The sequence below is a fragment of the Halanaerobium sehlinense genome (assembly GCF_055379485.1).
Window position 1 is genome coordinate 1,927,988 of sequence record NZ_AP042442.1, and the last position, 14,277, is coordinate 1,942,264.

A 14,277-nucleotide genomic window follows, 5' to 3' on the forward strand; every position below is an offset into this window, starting at 1 on the left:
GTATTTTTTTTAGTCTAACCAGCCATAAATAATAATTATAGTATAAATTAAAATTTTAAAGATCTTAAAATAATAAAAACCACAGCTGGTAGCTATGGTTTCTAAATCTTACTGCTGGGCTCTTAAATCATTTATCAAAGAAATTATTTTATCTCTGCCGCCATTATTCCAGCTATTTAAAAAGTTATTAATTTTTTCCTGATCATAACTGTTCAAATCTTTTCCTAAAATATCAAGTTCTAAATCATCTAATTCTTTCATAACATCTATTGCTTTTTTTAACGGGTACTGTACCTTATAGTATATCTGGTCAACCATTATTAGCCTCCTCAAGTATTTCTAAAAGATTTTCAAGAACGGGTATCGTTTCCCGTTCAATGTACCTTATGTAGGCTTCGAGTGTTATTATCCGATTATCTAATACTTTACTACTAATTTCAGGAGAGTAATTATTTAATTGCTCTGATTTGTTTACTGCCTCATCAATATAGTCTATTGCATCTATTACTGCCTTCTCCATCTCAACACCCCTTTTTTTGAGTTTTATAAAAATTAAAAAAATAATAGACAAAAAAATAAGTCAACCTATAAGCCGAGTTCTGTATTAAATGATCATCTGTCTAGGGGAACAGTTACCTGAACCCTCAAGCGTCCTTACCCGGAGAAAAGCGGATCACTCTTTCATCTCCCTATTTGGACTTACTCCAGATGGGGTTTACCTGGCATTCCAGTTACCTGAAATCCGGTAAGCTCTTACCTTACCTTTTCACCCTTACCTTAATTTAATAAGGCGGTATATTTCTGTGGCACTAGCCTGGGAGTTACCTCCACCGGGCGTTACCCGGCATCCTATCCTGTGGAGCTCGGACTTTCCTCATCAATTAATGATGCGATCATCTGGTTAACTTATTTTTTTACCATATAAAGTATACCACCAGTTTTACAATATGTCAAGCAAGCTGCTCAAGTTAAAACCCTTGAAATCATAGTAATCACTGATAATCCCAGGGTCTAGTTTTAAGCTCAGACTTATAAAAATTAAGCTCTTTTAATAACTTAGCAGATGCTTCTTTCTTTAACCTTTCAGTCAATAACTCTCTCACAAATTTTTCGCTTCCATAATGGCCAAAATCGATCAGATTAATTCCTAATTCTTCTGCCAACTGTGCTTCATGATACTTAACATCTCCTGTCAAATATAAATCTGCCCCCTGGTAATAAGCATCCTTAATAAAATCAGCCCCGCTACCACTGCAGAGAGCAACTTTTTTAAGCTTATTTTTAGCCCTTACTACTTTTATTACATCTAAATCATATATATCTTTTATTTGATCTAAAAAAGGCTGCAGTTCTATTTCAAATTTAAAATCGGCGATCCTTCCTATTCCGTGTTCAGTTTTTAAATTTTCCATTTCATATAAGTCCCAAGCCGGTTCTTCATAAGGGTGAACTTTTATAAGTTCTTTAACCACCTTATCTAATTTGTCATCTTCGACAATTACCTCAAAACGATACTCTCTTACTTCATTTAAGACATTTTTTTTACCCAAATGAGGATTAGAGTCTTCTAAGGGTTTGAAATTTCCGGTCCCCTGCTGGTAAAAACCGCTGTGGCTGTAATTTTTATATTCCCCGGCTCCCTTTGCATAAACTGCATCCCTTACTTTTGGAAAATCATTCTCAGGAATAAATGTTACCAGTTTATGATAGTTTTTGCTTTTGGTGGTTTTTAACAGAGAAATATTTTCTACATCTAATTTGTTAATTAGATAATCATTTAAGCCACCTTCAGCAATATCTAAGTTGGTGTGGGCAGAAAATAAAACAATATTATTTTTTATCAGTTCAAAAATTAGTCTTCCACTTTCATTTTGAGTATTAATTGATTTAATGCCTTTAAATATAAAAGGGTGGTGGGTAATAATTAATTGACAATTTTTTTCTAATGCCTCATTTAAAACTTCCTGATTGAAATCAAGTGCTATTAAAATATTTTCAACTTCTTGGTTGACATCTCCTACTTGTAAGCCAACATTATCCCAGTCTTCTGCCAATTCTTTTGGAGCAATTTTGCCCATTAACTGTATGACTTCCGCTGCTTTAATCATGGATAAAGCCCCCTTATTTATCAATACTTTTCATTATTATAAATCAAAAAAACCCTGCTCCGATTGAGAACAGGGTGTTAGTATCTGGTGGGCCCACCAGGATTCGAACCTGGGACCAACCGGTTATGAGCCGGTTGCTCTGACCAACTGAGCTATGGGCCCGCTACAAATTAAATTAATTTGTGACGACAAGAATAATTATATGATATAAATCAGACCAGGTCAAGAGCTTTTTGTATTTTTTTTGAGTTAATAGTATTAATAATCTTGAAATAACTCTCTTTTTCTAAAAAATACAAAGTTTTTCTTTATTATTCTAGATAATCCTTTAATTTTTTGCTCCGGCTTGGGTGTCTTAACTTTCGCAGTGCCTTAGCCTCAATCTGTCTGATTCTTTCTCTGGTAACTCCAAATTCTTTACCAACTTCTTCTAGAGTTCTTGGACGTCCATCTTCTATTCCAAATCGAAGTTCAAGCACCCTTTTTTCCCTGTCAGTAAGAGTATCTAAAACTCCATCAAGCTGTTCTTTAAGCAGAATATAAGAAGCTGCCGAAGCAGGAGCAGGAGAATCCACATCTTCAATAAAATCACCAAGGTGACTGTCTTCTTCCTCACCAATTGGTGTTTCTAGAGAAACGGGCTCCTGAGCAATTTTCATAATCTCTCTTACCTTTTCAGCAGAAATATCCATTTCTTCACCAATTTCTTCAGCTTTTGGTTCTCTACCTTTTTCCTGAAGTAATTGTCTGGAAACTCTAATTAGTTTATTGATAGTCTCTACCATATGAACAGGTACTCTAATTGTTCTAGCCTGATCAGCAATAGAACGGGTTATAGCCTGTCTAATCCACCAGGTAGCATAGGTGCTAAACTTGTACCCCTTAGTATAATCAAACTTTTCTACTGCCTTCATTAGCCCCATATTACCTTCTTGAATCAAATCAAGAAAAAGCATTCCGCGACCAACATATTTTTTAGCAATACTCACTACAAGCCTTAAGTTAGCTTCTACCAACTGCTGTTTAGCCCACTCATCACCCTGTTCCATTCGTTTTGCAAGCTCAACTTCCTCTTCGGCAGTTAATAGATCTACTTTTCCAATTTCTTTTAGGTACATCCTTACTGGGTCATCAATTCCTACACCTTTAGGAACACTAAGATCAAGACCACTATCATCTTCATCATCTTCATCTTCACTATCATCTTCTAATTTTGAACTTACAACTTCTATATTCATTTCACTGAAAATATCATATATTTTTTCAATATCTTCAGAATCTAAATCAATATCTTCAAGAGCATCCATAATTTCTTCATAAGTTAGTTCGCCCTCTTTTTTACCACGACTAACAAGATCCTTAACTTCATCTATTTTAGCAGGACTTATTTCTTTTTCAGCCACTTTAGTCCCTCCTTTCAATATTATAATTCAGACTATAAAAGGTCAATAAGATTCGATTCAATTTATCTAAACTTAATTCCTTTTTGCTGAGTAATCTACATAACTTCTCTTTGTTATTAGCAACCCTTTTCGAACTTAAATAATCAGCAAGTTCTAAAATTCTATCTCTATTTAAAGAATTATCCTGTTTAACTAAAATCTCAGACCAGTAAGATATAAGCTCTCCTTCCAGTTCTTCTTTAACCTTTTCTAAACGGATAGAGTTACTGATAACTGGGCCTTTAAATAAATGTTCAGCCAACTGAGCAGTTCTGCCGCTAAAATCATTCTTAGAGATTCTGTTAGACAATTCCTCTCTTAAAGTTGGGCTGCTGATAAAATGGGCAAGTATTTCTTCCTCAACTTTTTGATAATATGATAATTGTGAGTATAAGTCAAATTTTTTTTCTTTTTGTTGCTTATTTTCATTTTCTCTATTACTTTTATTATTCCTGCTTTTATTTTTTTTAAATTCTTTTTTTACTTCTTCTGCAAGAACATTTTCTTTAAAATTAGTTTTAAGAGCAGCCCTTTCAATATATATTTCCCTCTCCAAATTATCTTCAACTTCACTTAAAAGCTCGACAATTGCTCTTAAAGTCTTTTTTCTAGTTCCTGGATCTGATAGATTTTTATTTTTCACAATCATATTTATTTTAAAATCTATTAGATTAACTGCTTTTCCCAGATAATCGTTAAATATATCCGCACCTTCATCTTTTAAAAGCTGGTCTGGATCACTGCCTTCTTCAAGCTCTATTACCTTGACATTAATTCCGGCCGCATTTAAAATATCTAAACCTCTCAAGGTAGCTTTATTTCCAGCTGTATCAGCATCATAAGCAATAAATGCATTTTCTGCATATCTTTTGATCAGCTTTGCCTGTTCTTCTGTGAAAGCAGTTCCCAAAGAAGCTATAGAATTTTCAAACCCCTTTTTATGTGCCTGAATCACATCAGTATAACCTTCCATTATAATACAGCTATTTTCTTTTCTAATTGAATCCTTAGCTAAATGCAAACCATATAAATTTTTCTTTTTACTAAAAATTTGAGTTTCCGGAGAATTTAAGTATTTAGGACCATAACTATCTTCACTTTCTAATATTCTCCCGCCAAATGCTATTACCTCACCTCTATTATTAAAAATAGGAAACATAACTCTATTTCTAAATTTATCATAATAGGAGTCATTTTTTCCTTCGCTGATTAAACCTGCCTTTTTTATTAAATGAAGGCTGAAGCCTTTTTTCTTTAAAAAATTTAATAACAGCTGCCATTCGTCAGCTGCATAACCGAGCTTAAATTTATTAATGTCTTCTTTAGTAAATCCCCTAGCATTTAAGTATTTTAATGCCACCTCACCAATATTAGTCTCAGTTAAAAGATAATTGTAAAAACGAGCAGCTAGTTTATTTAAAGAAAAAAGTTCCTCACGTTCTTTATAAACCTGACGCTGCTGATTAGTCATATCTGGTAGTTCTATACCTGACCGTTCAGCAAGCATTTTAACTGATTCAACAAAGGTTAAGTTCTCTATTTCCATTACAAAATTTATGGAATCTCCACCCGCTCCACAACCAAAACAGTGATAAAAATTATTATCTGGATTAACAAAAAATGATGGTGTTTTTTCACTGTGGAAAGGGCACAGACCTTTATATCTATTCCCAGTTTTTTTTAACTCCAGATAATCTGAAATCAAATCGACTATATCAACATTTTCTTTTAATTCATCTATAAATTCATCTGAATATCTGGTCAATTTATCCACCCTGACCTTAATTGTATTTCAAAATATCATTTTAGAGAAAACAATAATAAAAGAAAATACTGCTGTAATTATATTTCTCTAAAAAAAAGTTTTATCCTGCATTTATTTAATAAAGTAAAATTATAAGTCCATTTCAAATTATTTTAGTTATTATCTAACCAGGGAGTTGGTATAAAAAATTCCCTACCTAGATTAATTGCATAGCGATCAGTCATCCCTGCAATATAATCAATTACAGCCTGCTTATGATTTTTCTCGAACTCCAGGTATTCATCTGGAATATTACCTATATTCTCCATAAAAAATTCATATAAGAGTTTTAATAGCCTCTTAGCTTTTCCTTCTTCACTTTTGCCTTCTGAACCAATGTAGACATTTTCAAAGAGAAAGTTTCTCAATTTTTCTGTTGCATATTCAACTTCGGCTGAACGTTTTATCTCACGCTGCTCCCAGCTTGTATTAATTAAATCTCTAACCATAACATCTATTCTTTTAGAATGAGTTTCGCCCAGAATAGAGATTGTATCAGTCGGCAGGTCTGACTGTTTTATTATACCAGCTCTTAGTGCATCATCAATATCATGATTAATATAGGCTACTCGATCTGCTATTCTTACAATTTGCCCTTCTAAAGTAAATGGTTTATCAGGGCCTGTATGATTTAAAATACCATCTCTAACTTCTAGGCTTAGATTTAAGCCTCTGCTGCCGCTGCTTCGTTTTTCAATAAGATCTACAACTCTTAAACTCTGAATATTATGGTTAAACTCTTTTCCAGTGATTTCAGTTAAAGCAGCCTCACCGGCATGACCAAAAGGGGTATGTCCCAGATCATGCCCCAAGGCAATAGCTTCAACTAAATCTTCATTTAATTTAAGAGCCCGAGCAATAGTACGCGCAATTTGTGATACTTCCAGAGTGTGAGTTAATCTAGTTCGATAATGGTCTCCCTCAGGTGCAATAAAAACCTGCGTTTTGTGTTTTAACCTTCTAAAAGCTTTCGAGTGAATAATCCTATCTCGATCATGCTGAAAAATAGTTCTAATGTCACAATTTTCTTCTTCTTTTAATCGACCTCTAGTTTCAGAACTCAAACAAGCAGCAGCTGAAAGTTTTTCTTTTTCCCATTCCAGCTGCTCTACTCTGGAAAACATGATATCAACTCCTAATCTTCAAAATATGAAAGTACCTCTACAGCGGTTTCTTCAATATTTTTATCGGTTACATCTATCACCGGACAACCAATTTCTTTCATGATTGAATCAGCATATTCAAACTCTTTATCAATTCTTTCTTTAGCTGCATAAGTAGCATCATCCCCAAGTCCCATTTTTTTTAATCTCTCAATCCGAATATCATTTAATAACTTAGGGTCAATTGTTAAGCCAACTACTTTATTATCTTTGTTTTCTAATACTGCTGGATGAACATCAACCTCAGGCACCAGTGGAACATTCGCAGTTTTATAACCAAGATAAGATAAGTGAACAGAAAGAGGAGTTTTAGATGTTCTTGAAACCCCTACTAAAACTATATCAGCTTCCTCATACCCTTTGGATTCATTTAGATCATCAAATTGGAGAGTAAATTCCATTGCTTCAATTCTTTTAAAATAGGCGTCGTCTAACTGATATTTAAGTGCAAATTCTTGTTTTGGGGCAGTATCTAATCTTTCAGAAACAATTTTTAAGGGCTTTTCCATCATATCAACATATTCCAAACCATAGCTTTCAGCTAATTGATTTAAATGTTTTCTCATTTTACTTTTAACAAAAGTATAGGCAATAACTGCATTTTCTTCTTTGGCCTGTTTTAATACTTCTTCAATTTTCTCAATTGAGCGCACAAAAGCAAATGTTTTCATTTTCATTTCATAATTTGGAAATTGTCCAGCAGTAGATTCCATTAAATTTTTAGCTGTTTTTCCCGTACAATCTGAAATAATATAAGCAACTATCTGCTCCTTACTCACAATACTCACCCCGTTTAATTATTTTAGTCTAAGGCTATTTCTTCAATATCCACAACTTCTGCCATTAAACCGGCTATCCAGCCTAATAGTGCCAGACGATTATTTTTTAATTTTTGATCATCAACCATAACCATTACACTATCTAAAAAGGCATCAATATATTCTTTTAAATCAACTAAAAGATAAAAACCCTGCTGATACTGACCAGAAGCAAAAAACTCATTAATCTTACCAGCTCTTTCATTTACAGCCTTATATAATTCTTTTTCTTCATCTTCTACTAATAATCCTGCATCAACCTCTAATTTATTTTCTGCTTTTTCACTGATGTTTTTAGCACGAACCAGACCTCTTATTAAATCAACAAACAGCTCTGAATTTTCGGATCTAAAATCCATTAATTTATGTGCTCTCTGATAAATGTCAAGCAGGTTTTGATCATTAACATTAATAACAGCATTTATTATATCATAACGGACATCTTCTTCTGTAAGTAAATTTTCAAGACGCTGTTTAATAAATTCTTTTAATTCAAAAGCTGCAGCATCTAAATTTTCCAGGTTAATATCTACAATTTTCATTGCAGATTCAATAACCTGCTCAATGTTAATCTTTAATTTATTATCTAAAATAATTCTCAGCAGACCAGTCGCCTGTCTTCTAAGCGCAAATGGATCCTGTGAACCGCTTGGGATATTACCCAGTAAAAAATGACTGCTTAAATTAAATAATTTTTCTGCCATAGACAGTGCAGTTCCACTCTTTGTTTTCGGTAATTTGTCACCGGCAAAACGTGGTAAATAATGCTCAAAAATTGCCTCAGCACATTCTTCAGCTTCACCTTCTAAAAGTGCATATTCTCTTCCCATTAAACCCTGCAGATTAGCAAATTCATTTACCATTTCCGTAGCTAAATCATTTTTACATAATTCAGCTGCTCTAACCGCTATCGCTTTTCTTGATGAATCAAAATCTAAAGTTTCAGCCAACTCAGCAGTCATTTGCTGTAATTTTTCAACCTTTTGATAAACACTACCTATATCTTTCTGGAAAACTATGTCTTTAATATCTTTGGCTCTATTTAAAAAACCATATTTTTGATCTTCAGCAAAGAAAAACTGCGCATCATCAAGTCTTCCTTTTAAAACCATCTCGTTCCCAGAAATTACTTCATCAAGATAATCACTGCCTCCATCACGAACACCGATAAACTCGGCTTTTAAAGTGTTATCTGAACTCATAACCGGGAAATAACGCTGATGTTTTTCCATAGCAGTAATTAAAACTTCTGGCGGGAGCTCCAGATATTCTTCTGAGAAAGTTCCCTTAAAAGCAGTGGGAAATTCTATTAAATCAATTACTTCTGTCATTAATGAATCTTTAATAACAGCTTCACCAGCCAAATTCAATTCAGAAATCTGCTTTTCAATTAGTTCTTTTCTTTTTCCCTGTTGAACAATTATTGCAGCTTCTTTTAAAGCATCAAAATAGTTATCAGCAGAATCAATTTCTATTTTACCATCACTTAAAAATCGGTGACCAATGCTGTAATTAGAACTATCTACACCAGCTATTTCAAGGTCAAGCTCTTGTTCACCAAATAAAAGCAGCAGCCACTTTATTGGTCTTATAAACTCCATCTTTACACTACCCCAGCGCATAGCTTTTGGTAGTGGAACCTGGGCTACAATTTTCTTTAAAACATCTGATAAGATATCTATAGTTTTCTGACCTTTTTCGATTTTTTCAGCATAGAGATAACCATCTTTTTTTACCAAGTCTGACACAGCTAATCCCTGACCCCGAGCAAAACCTTCTCCAGCTTTTGTTGGCTCGCCATCATCATTAAAGGCTATATTTACAGCCGGACCTCTAACAATCTCTTTATTATCTTCCTGCTTTTCAGCTAAAGAATCAACAGCTAGGACCAATCTTCTGGGAGTAGAGTATACATTCATCATTTGATAATCTAAATTATTATTTTCAAAAACCGCCTCTGCTGTTTTTAAATAATCCTGTCTAAATCTCTGCATTGAAGCAGCAGGCATTTCTTCAGTTCCAATTTCAAAAATTAAATTTTTTGCCATCATTATCACTCCTGATCTCCTGAGTTTAAGTAGCTGGCAGCACATTCATGAGCCAGTTTCCTAACTCTTTTGATAAATCTTGTTCTTTCAGTTACACTAATTGCTCCTCTTGCATCTAAAAGATTAAATGTATGTGAACATTTTAAAGTATAATCGTAAGCAGCCAGTGATAATCCTGCCTGCAGTGAATTTTCAGCTTCTGCTTCATAAATATCAAACATCTGAAATAAGCGGTCAATATCTGCTACTTCAAAATTGTATTTAGACTGTTCAACTTCATTTTGATGATAAATATCATGATATTTAACCCCTTCAACCCAGCATAGATCATATACATTTTCCACTTCTTGTAAATACATGGCTATTCTTTCTAATCCATAAGTGATTTCTACTGTCACCGGGTCTGCCTTAAAACCACCTACCTGCTGAAAGTATGTAAACTGGGTAATTTCCATACCATCAAGCCAAACTTCCCAGCCTAAACCCCAGGCACCAAGTGTTGGTGATTCCCAGTTATCTTCAACAAAACGAATATCATGTTTTTCTGGATTAATACCTAGTGCTCTTAAGCTGTCTAAATATATTTCCTGTATATCATCTGGTGATGGTTTCATAATTACCTGATATTGAAAATAACGCTGTAATCTATATGGATTATCTCCATAACGACCATCTGTAGGGCGTCGGCAGGGCTGAACATAAGCGGTGTTCCATGGTTCCCCTCCTAATGAACGCAAAAATGTAGAAGGACTCATTGTTCCTGCTCCTACCTCAATGTCATATGGCTGTTCGATGACACACCCCTGATCACTCCAAAATTTATCCAACGAAAATATAATCTCCTGGAAATTCATAAATACACTTCCTCTCGTACTCTTTTTAAATATTTTTACTAAAATAAAACCTTATCCCAGGGACAAGGCTAAAACTTATTAATTATTCATTTTCCTTATTGTATAAAGAAAAGATAAAGATTTAGGCTTTAAATCAAGATGATAAATCAAAAATTTCTCAGTTACTTCATTGATTTTTTCCAGTATCTGCTCTCCAAATTGTTCAGCTTTTAATTGAGATATTTCAGCAAATGTTATTTTATATAATGCCCTCATTTCATTTAATGAAAATAGAGTATATTTATAGGAATTATTATTAAAACAATTCTTACAAATTGAGCCCCCTTCTTCTACACTAAGAGGAGTTGATTTATTTAGATTTACCGGTTCTCCACAAACAGTACAATTCTCAATTTCTGGCTTGACTCCTAAAAGAAGTAACAACTTTGCCTTAAAAACAGTAAAATAAAATAATAACTCTTTTTTTTGAGCCTGAGCCATTTTTTCTAAAATAACAGCTAAAAGCGAAAAAAGAGCCTGATCAGCTTCTTCTTCCAGCCCGGCCCGTTCTATATATTCGGAAACAACACTGGCATAAGCCATATAGTCTAAGTCTTCTCTTAATTTAGAGTTCATTGCAATAGACTCAATATGATTTATTTTGGCCAGTGATTTTCCCTGATATAAAATAAAATTATGGTAACTAAAAGGCAGCACAAGTCCTGAACGAGATTTGTTTCCCTTCCGTGCCCCCTTAGCTACCGCCTTTAGTTTACCCTTTTCTCTGGTATATAAAGTAATCAGACGATCTGACTCACCTAAATCAAATTGTTTTAAGACTAATGCTTCTGTCTCAAAAGTTGCCACTTAATTCAACTCCTAATTATTCCTCATCGTCTGTTACAATTGTAACACCAGAACTTGCTCCAATTCGATTTGCACCTGCATCAAGCATTTCTAAAGCCTGTTCAAAGTTTTTAATGCCCCCAGATGCCTTAACCCCAACATCTCTACCAACTGTTTTACGCATAATACTAACATCTTCAACTCTAGCTCCATAATCACCAAACCCTGTCGAAGTTTTAACAAAATCCACCCCAGCATCTTTAGCAATTTCGCAGGCTTTAACGATTTCTTCTTCATCTAAAAAACAGGTTTCTAAAATAACCTTTACTATAATATCAGAACTAACTCCTGCTTTCTTGGTAGCATCTACAACAGATTTAATATCGGCCTTAAAAATTTCATAGGCTCCTGATTTAAAAGCACCAATGTTCATTACCATGTCAATTTCCTGAGCTCCATTTTTAATAGCATTTCTGGTCTCATAAGATTTAACTTCTGTTGTGTTTGCTCCTAAAGGAAAGCCAACTACTGTACACACCTTAACTGAACTTTCTTCTAATAATTTTGCAGCTAAAGGAACATATATTGGATTTACACAAACTGAAGCAAATTCATGTTCTTTTGCTTCCTCACATAACTTTTTAATATCGTCCACAGTTGAAGTCGGACTTAAATTTGTATGGTCAATCATTTTAGCCATATCACGAGGTTTGATCGCCATTTTAAAAACCACTCCTTAAATTCTTATATTTTTGCTTTATCAATATTATTATTCTACAAAGTTTGTCATTGTCCTGCAATAAATTTATTTATAACCCATTCTTTTGAGCAGATTATCCTTTTCTCGCCAGTCTTTTAAAACCTTTACCCATAGATCTAGATAGACTTTTGTCTGCATCAGATCTTCTATTTCTTTTCTGGCAGCACTGCCAATTTTCTTAAGCATCTTACCATTCTTACCAATAATAATACCCTTATGTGATTTTTTCTCTACATAAATATTAGCCCTAATATAGTAATCATCATTTTCTCTTTCTTTAACTTCTTCAACTAATACCGCCACCCCATAAGGAACCTCTTCTCTAGTTAAATAAAAAATCTTTTCCCTAATCATTTCTGCAAAAACAAATCTTTCAATTTGGTCTGTAATCATATCTTCCGGATAATACTGTGGTCCTTCCGGCAGTTTTGAAAAAATTTCTTTTAATAAATTATCTGTATTTTTACTATTCAATGCAGAAATTGGAACAACTTCTTTACCAACTTTTTGAGTGTAGCTTTTTTGTTTTTTTATTAACTCTTTATTAGAAATTTTATCTATTTTATTCATTACATATATAATTTCCTGATCACTATTTTTAATCTGATCATAAATTAACTGATCATTTTTACCCCAGTAAGTACTTCCATCCAGTATAAAGATAATTACATCAATCCCATCAAGGCTGCTGTATGCTTCATCCTGCATATATTTATCCAGCTGATTTCGGGGCTGATGAATTCCTGGTGTGTCAATAAAGATTATCTGGCCTTTATCTTCAGTATAAATTGCTTTGATGCTGTTTCTTGTTGTCTGCGGTCGGGGAGATATTATATTGATTTTCTCTCCAATCAAATTATTAACAAGAGTTGATTTTCCAACATTTGGTCTACCAATAACTGTAACAAAGCCTGATTTATAACTCATTATTTTTCTCCATATCATCATCAGTAAAAGCACCAGGTAGTAATTCTGTACTGGTCATTGTCATTTCTTTACCTGATTCAGTCATCATAATTACTTCTATATCGCCATCAGCAAATTCTTTAATAACCTGACGGCAGGCACCACATGGAGAAACTGGTTTATTAGTAGAACTAACTATTAAAAGCGCCTTAATTTTTCTCTTACCCTCCGAAACTGCTGTGAAAATAGCAGATCTTTCAGCACAATTTGTTAAACTAAAAGAAGCATTTTCAATATTTACTCCAGTGTAAATTGAGCCATCTTCTGTCAAAACTGCTGCCCCTAAAGGAAAGTCAGAGTAGGGTACATAAGCATTTTTTTGTGCTGCTAAAGCCTTTTTAAACATCTTTTTTTTAATTTCTTTATCCATTAAAAACACCTCACATAATTACTTAAATGTATTTTAATACTTAATCTCAGTTCCATTAGGAACCACTTGAATCCAGGTCTGCCCTGGATTAATTTCTACTTTTTCACCATCATTATTTAAATAAACAATTTTTCCATTATTTCTTTCCCAACTGCCGTTAATAACCATACCATCTCTGAAAAGCTGCATCTTGCCACCAGAATTAAGATCAATATCCTGTCTTCCAACATCATCTATGGTTGATGTCTTTACATGCTGAACTATAATGTTTTTGGCTTTTAATTGTTCACCATTTTCAACCTGATGTGGAGTATATCTATTATTTAAAAATCTCAAATAATTATTAGCCAGACTGTCATACTCATATAAAACAGAATAAGATCCCCAATAATCTACTGTTATATTTTCAGCTTTATCAAAATCACTGATTATCGAAGCAGTAAGAAAATTGAACTGTTCTGGATATTCTTTTTCAGAAAGATCGTTTAAATAGTCTTCCAGAGGATCTTTACCAGAATATAAGTTATGAGGAGCTGATTTTTTACTACTCCGCCAAAAATAACGGCTTTTATATAGCTGATCTAAATGTAAAATATCATTTACTGCAAATAGAGCAAATCCACGAGGGCTGGCCCCAGCATGCAGAAATAGCGCATCATAAAACTGAGAGGTATCAATTAAAGCAGGTCTAGCACTACGAATAGGACCCATTTTTTCTGGCACTTCAGGCCAAAAAATTGCTAAAAACCTTGTTATTCCTCCCTCCAGCATAAACTCATAAACAACTGCAGCTTTATCTAAACCACTCTGGGGCCTTGCAGCGGGAGAGTTTTCGATCGAAACAGCAACAGCCCTCCTGTAATAGTTTTTCTCAATTCCAAGCCCTGTAAAGGGGGAGACTGATTTATATTGACTTTGGTAAGCCTCTTCTTCAGGTGTTTCTGTCTCATATTCTTCCTCTAGATCTTTAATTTCTTCTGCAAGTTCTTGCTCAGTTAACTCTTCTTGAGCTGGTCTTTCAGCTTCTTCTGCTGGTTCATCCCCACCAAAACTGCAGGCGGTTAAAAGCATTAATGCTGCCAGCAGCAGGGCTAACAATATAGATAGCTTTGATTTCAT

The 14,277-nt window shown here is 33.9% G+C and carries 14 protein-coding genes, 1 tRNA gene and 1 other RNA gene; all 16 read right to left on the reverse strand.

The window, feature by feature from the left end:
- Nucleotides 1-108 precede the first annotated feature (108 nt).
- Nucleotides 109-318: a hypothetical protein gene (locus tag ACZ446_RS09450; protein WP_464392315.1), complete on the reverse strand. Its 210-nt coding sequence runs from the start codon at nucleotides 316-318 to the stop codon at nucleotides 109-111.
- Nucleotides 311-520 carry a hypothetical protein gene (locus ACZ446_RS09455; protein ID WP_464392316.1) on the reverse strand — a complete coding sequence of 70 codons (210 nt, stop codon included), beginning with the start codon at nucleotides 518-520 and terminating at the stop codon, nucleotides 311-313. Before ACZ446_RS09455 ends, ACZ446_RS09450 begins: the two co-directional genes overlap by 8 nt.
- Before the next feature lie 52 nt (nucleotides 521-572).
- An RNA gene (rnpB, locus tag ACZ446_RS09460) (RNase P RNA component class A) lies at nucleotides 573-909 on the reverse strand.
- An 83-nt stretch (nucleotides 910-992) separates the two neighbouring features.
- Nucleotides 993-2,108, reverse strand: coding sequence for a Nif3-like dinuclear metal center hexameric protein (locus ACZ446_RS09465; protein WP_464392317.1), 1,116 nt, complete (start codon nucleotides 2,106-2,108; stop codon nucleotides 993-995).
- 85 nt (nucleotides 2,109-2,193) lie between these two features.
- Nucleotides 2,194-2,270: transfer RNA gene (locus tag ACZ446_RS09470), tRNA-Ile, on the reverse strand.
- Between the two features lie 149 nt (nucleotides 2,271-2,419).
- Nucleotides 2,420-3,511, reverse strand: a complete 1,092-nt coding sequence (gene rpoD, locus ACZ446_RS09475; RefSeq protein WP_464392318.1) for an RNA polymerase sigma factor RpoD — start codon at nucleotides 3,509-3,511, stop codon at nucleotides 2,420-2,422.
- Between the two features lies 1 nt (nucleotide 3,512).
- Entirely contained in the window at nucleotides 3,513-5,324 is a 1,812-nt protein-coding gene (gene dnaG, locus ACZ446_RS09480; RefSeq protein ID WP_464392319.1) for a DNA primase, read from the reverse strand.
- A 143-nt stretch (nucleotides 5,325-5,467) separates the two neighbouring features.
- Nucleotides 5,468-6,478: a deoxyguanosinetriphosphate triphosphohydrolase gene (locus ACZ446_RS09485; RefSeq protein ID WP_464392320.1), complete on the reverse strand. Its 1,011-nt coding sequence runs from the start codon at nucleotides 6,476-6,478 to the stop codon at nucleotides 5,468-5,470.
- Between the two features lie 11 nt (nucleotides 6,479-6,489).
- Nucleotides 6,490-7,296 carry a pyruvate, water dikinase regulatory protein gene (locus tag ACZ446_RS09490; protein WP_464392321.1) on the reverse strand — a complete coding sequence of 269 codons (807 nt, stop codon included), beginning with the start codon at nucleotides 7,294-7,296 and terminating at the stop codon, nucleotides 6,490-6,492.
- Nucleotides 7,297-7,319: 23 nt separating this feature from the next.
- Complete coding sequence (glyS, locus tag ACZ446_RS09495) at nucleotides 7,320-9,383, reverse strand: glycine--tRNA ligase subunit beta (protein WP_464392322.1); 2,064 nt, start codon at nucleotides 9,381-9,383, stop codon at nucleotides 7,320-7,322.
- Nucleotides 9,384-9,388: 5 nt separating this feature from the next.
- Nucleotides 9,389-10,237, reverse strand: coding sequence for a glycine--tRNA ligase subunit alpha (gene glyQ, locus ACZ446_RS09500; protein ID WP_464392323.1), 849 nt, complete (start codon nucleotides 10,235-10,237; stop codon nucleotides 9,389-9,391).
- Nucleotides 10,238-10,315: 78 nt separating this feature from the next.
- A complete protein-coding gene (gene recO, locus ACZ446_RS09505) occupies nucleotides 10,316-11,083 on the reverse strand; it encodes a DNA repair protein RecO (RefSeq protein ID WP_464392324.1) in 768 nt (255 codons plus the stop codon).
- 16 nt (nucleotides 11,084-11,099) lie between these two features.
- The gene (deoC, locus tag ACZ446_RS09510; RefSeq protein WP_464392325.1) at nucleotides 11,100-11,783 is read right to left on the reverse strand and encodes a deoxyribose-phosphate aldolase; all 684 of its coding nucleotides are present in this window, start codon (nucleotides 11,781-11,783) and stop codon (nucleotides 11,100-11,102) included.
- An 84-nt stretch (nucleotides 11,784-11,867) separates the two neighbouring features.
- The gene (gene era / locus ACZ446_RS09515) at nucleotides 11,868-12,749 is read right to left on the reverse strand and encodes a GTPase Era (RefSeq protein ID WP_464392326.1); all 882 of its coding nucleotides are present in this window, start codon (nucleotides 12,747-12,749) and stop codon (nucleotides 11,868-11,870) included.
- Nucleotides 12,739-13,158, reverse strand: a complete 420-nt coding sequence (locus tag ACZ446_RS09520; RefSeq protein ID WP_464392327.1) for a cytidine deaminase — start codon at nucleotides 13,156-13,158, stop codon at nucleotides 12,739-12,741. Before ACZ446_RS09520 ends, era begins: the two co-directional genes overlap by 11 nt.
- Before the next feature lie 33 nt (nucleotides 13,159-13,191).
- On the reverse strand, nucleotides 13,192-14,277 hold the full coding sequence (locus ACZ446_RS09525; RefSeq protein ID WP_464392328.1) for a DUF3048 domain-containing protein: 1,086 nt from the start codon (nucleotides 14,275-14,277) through the stop codon (nucleotides 13,192-13,194).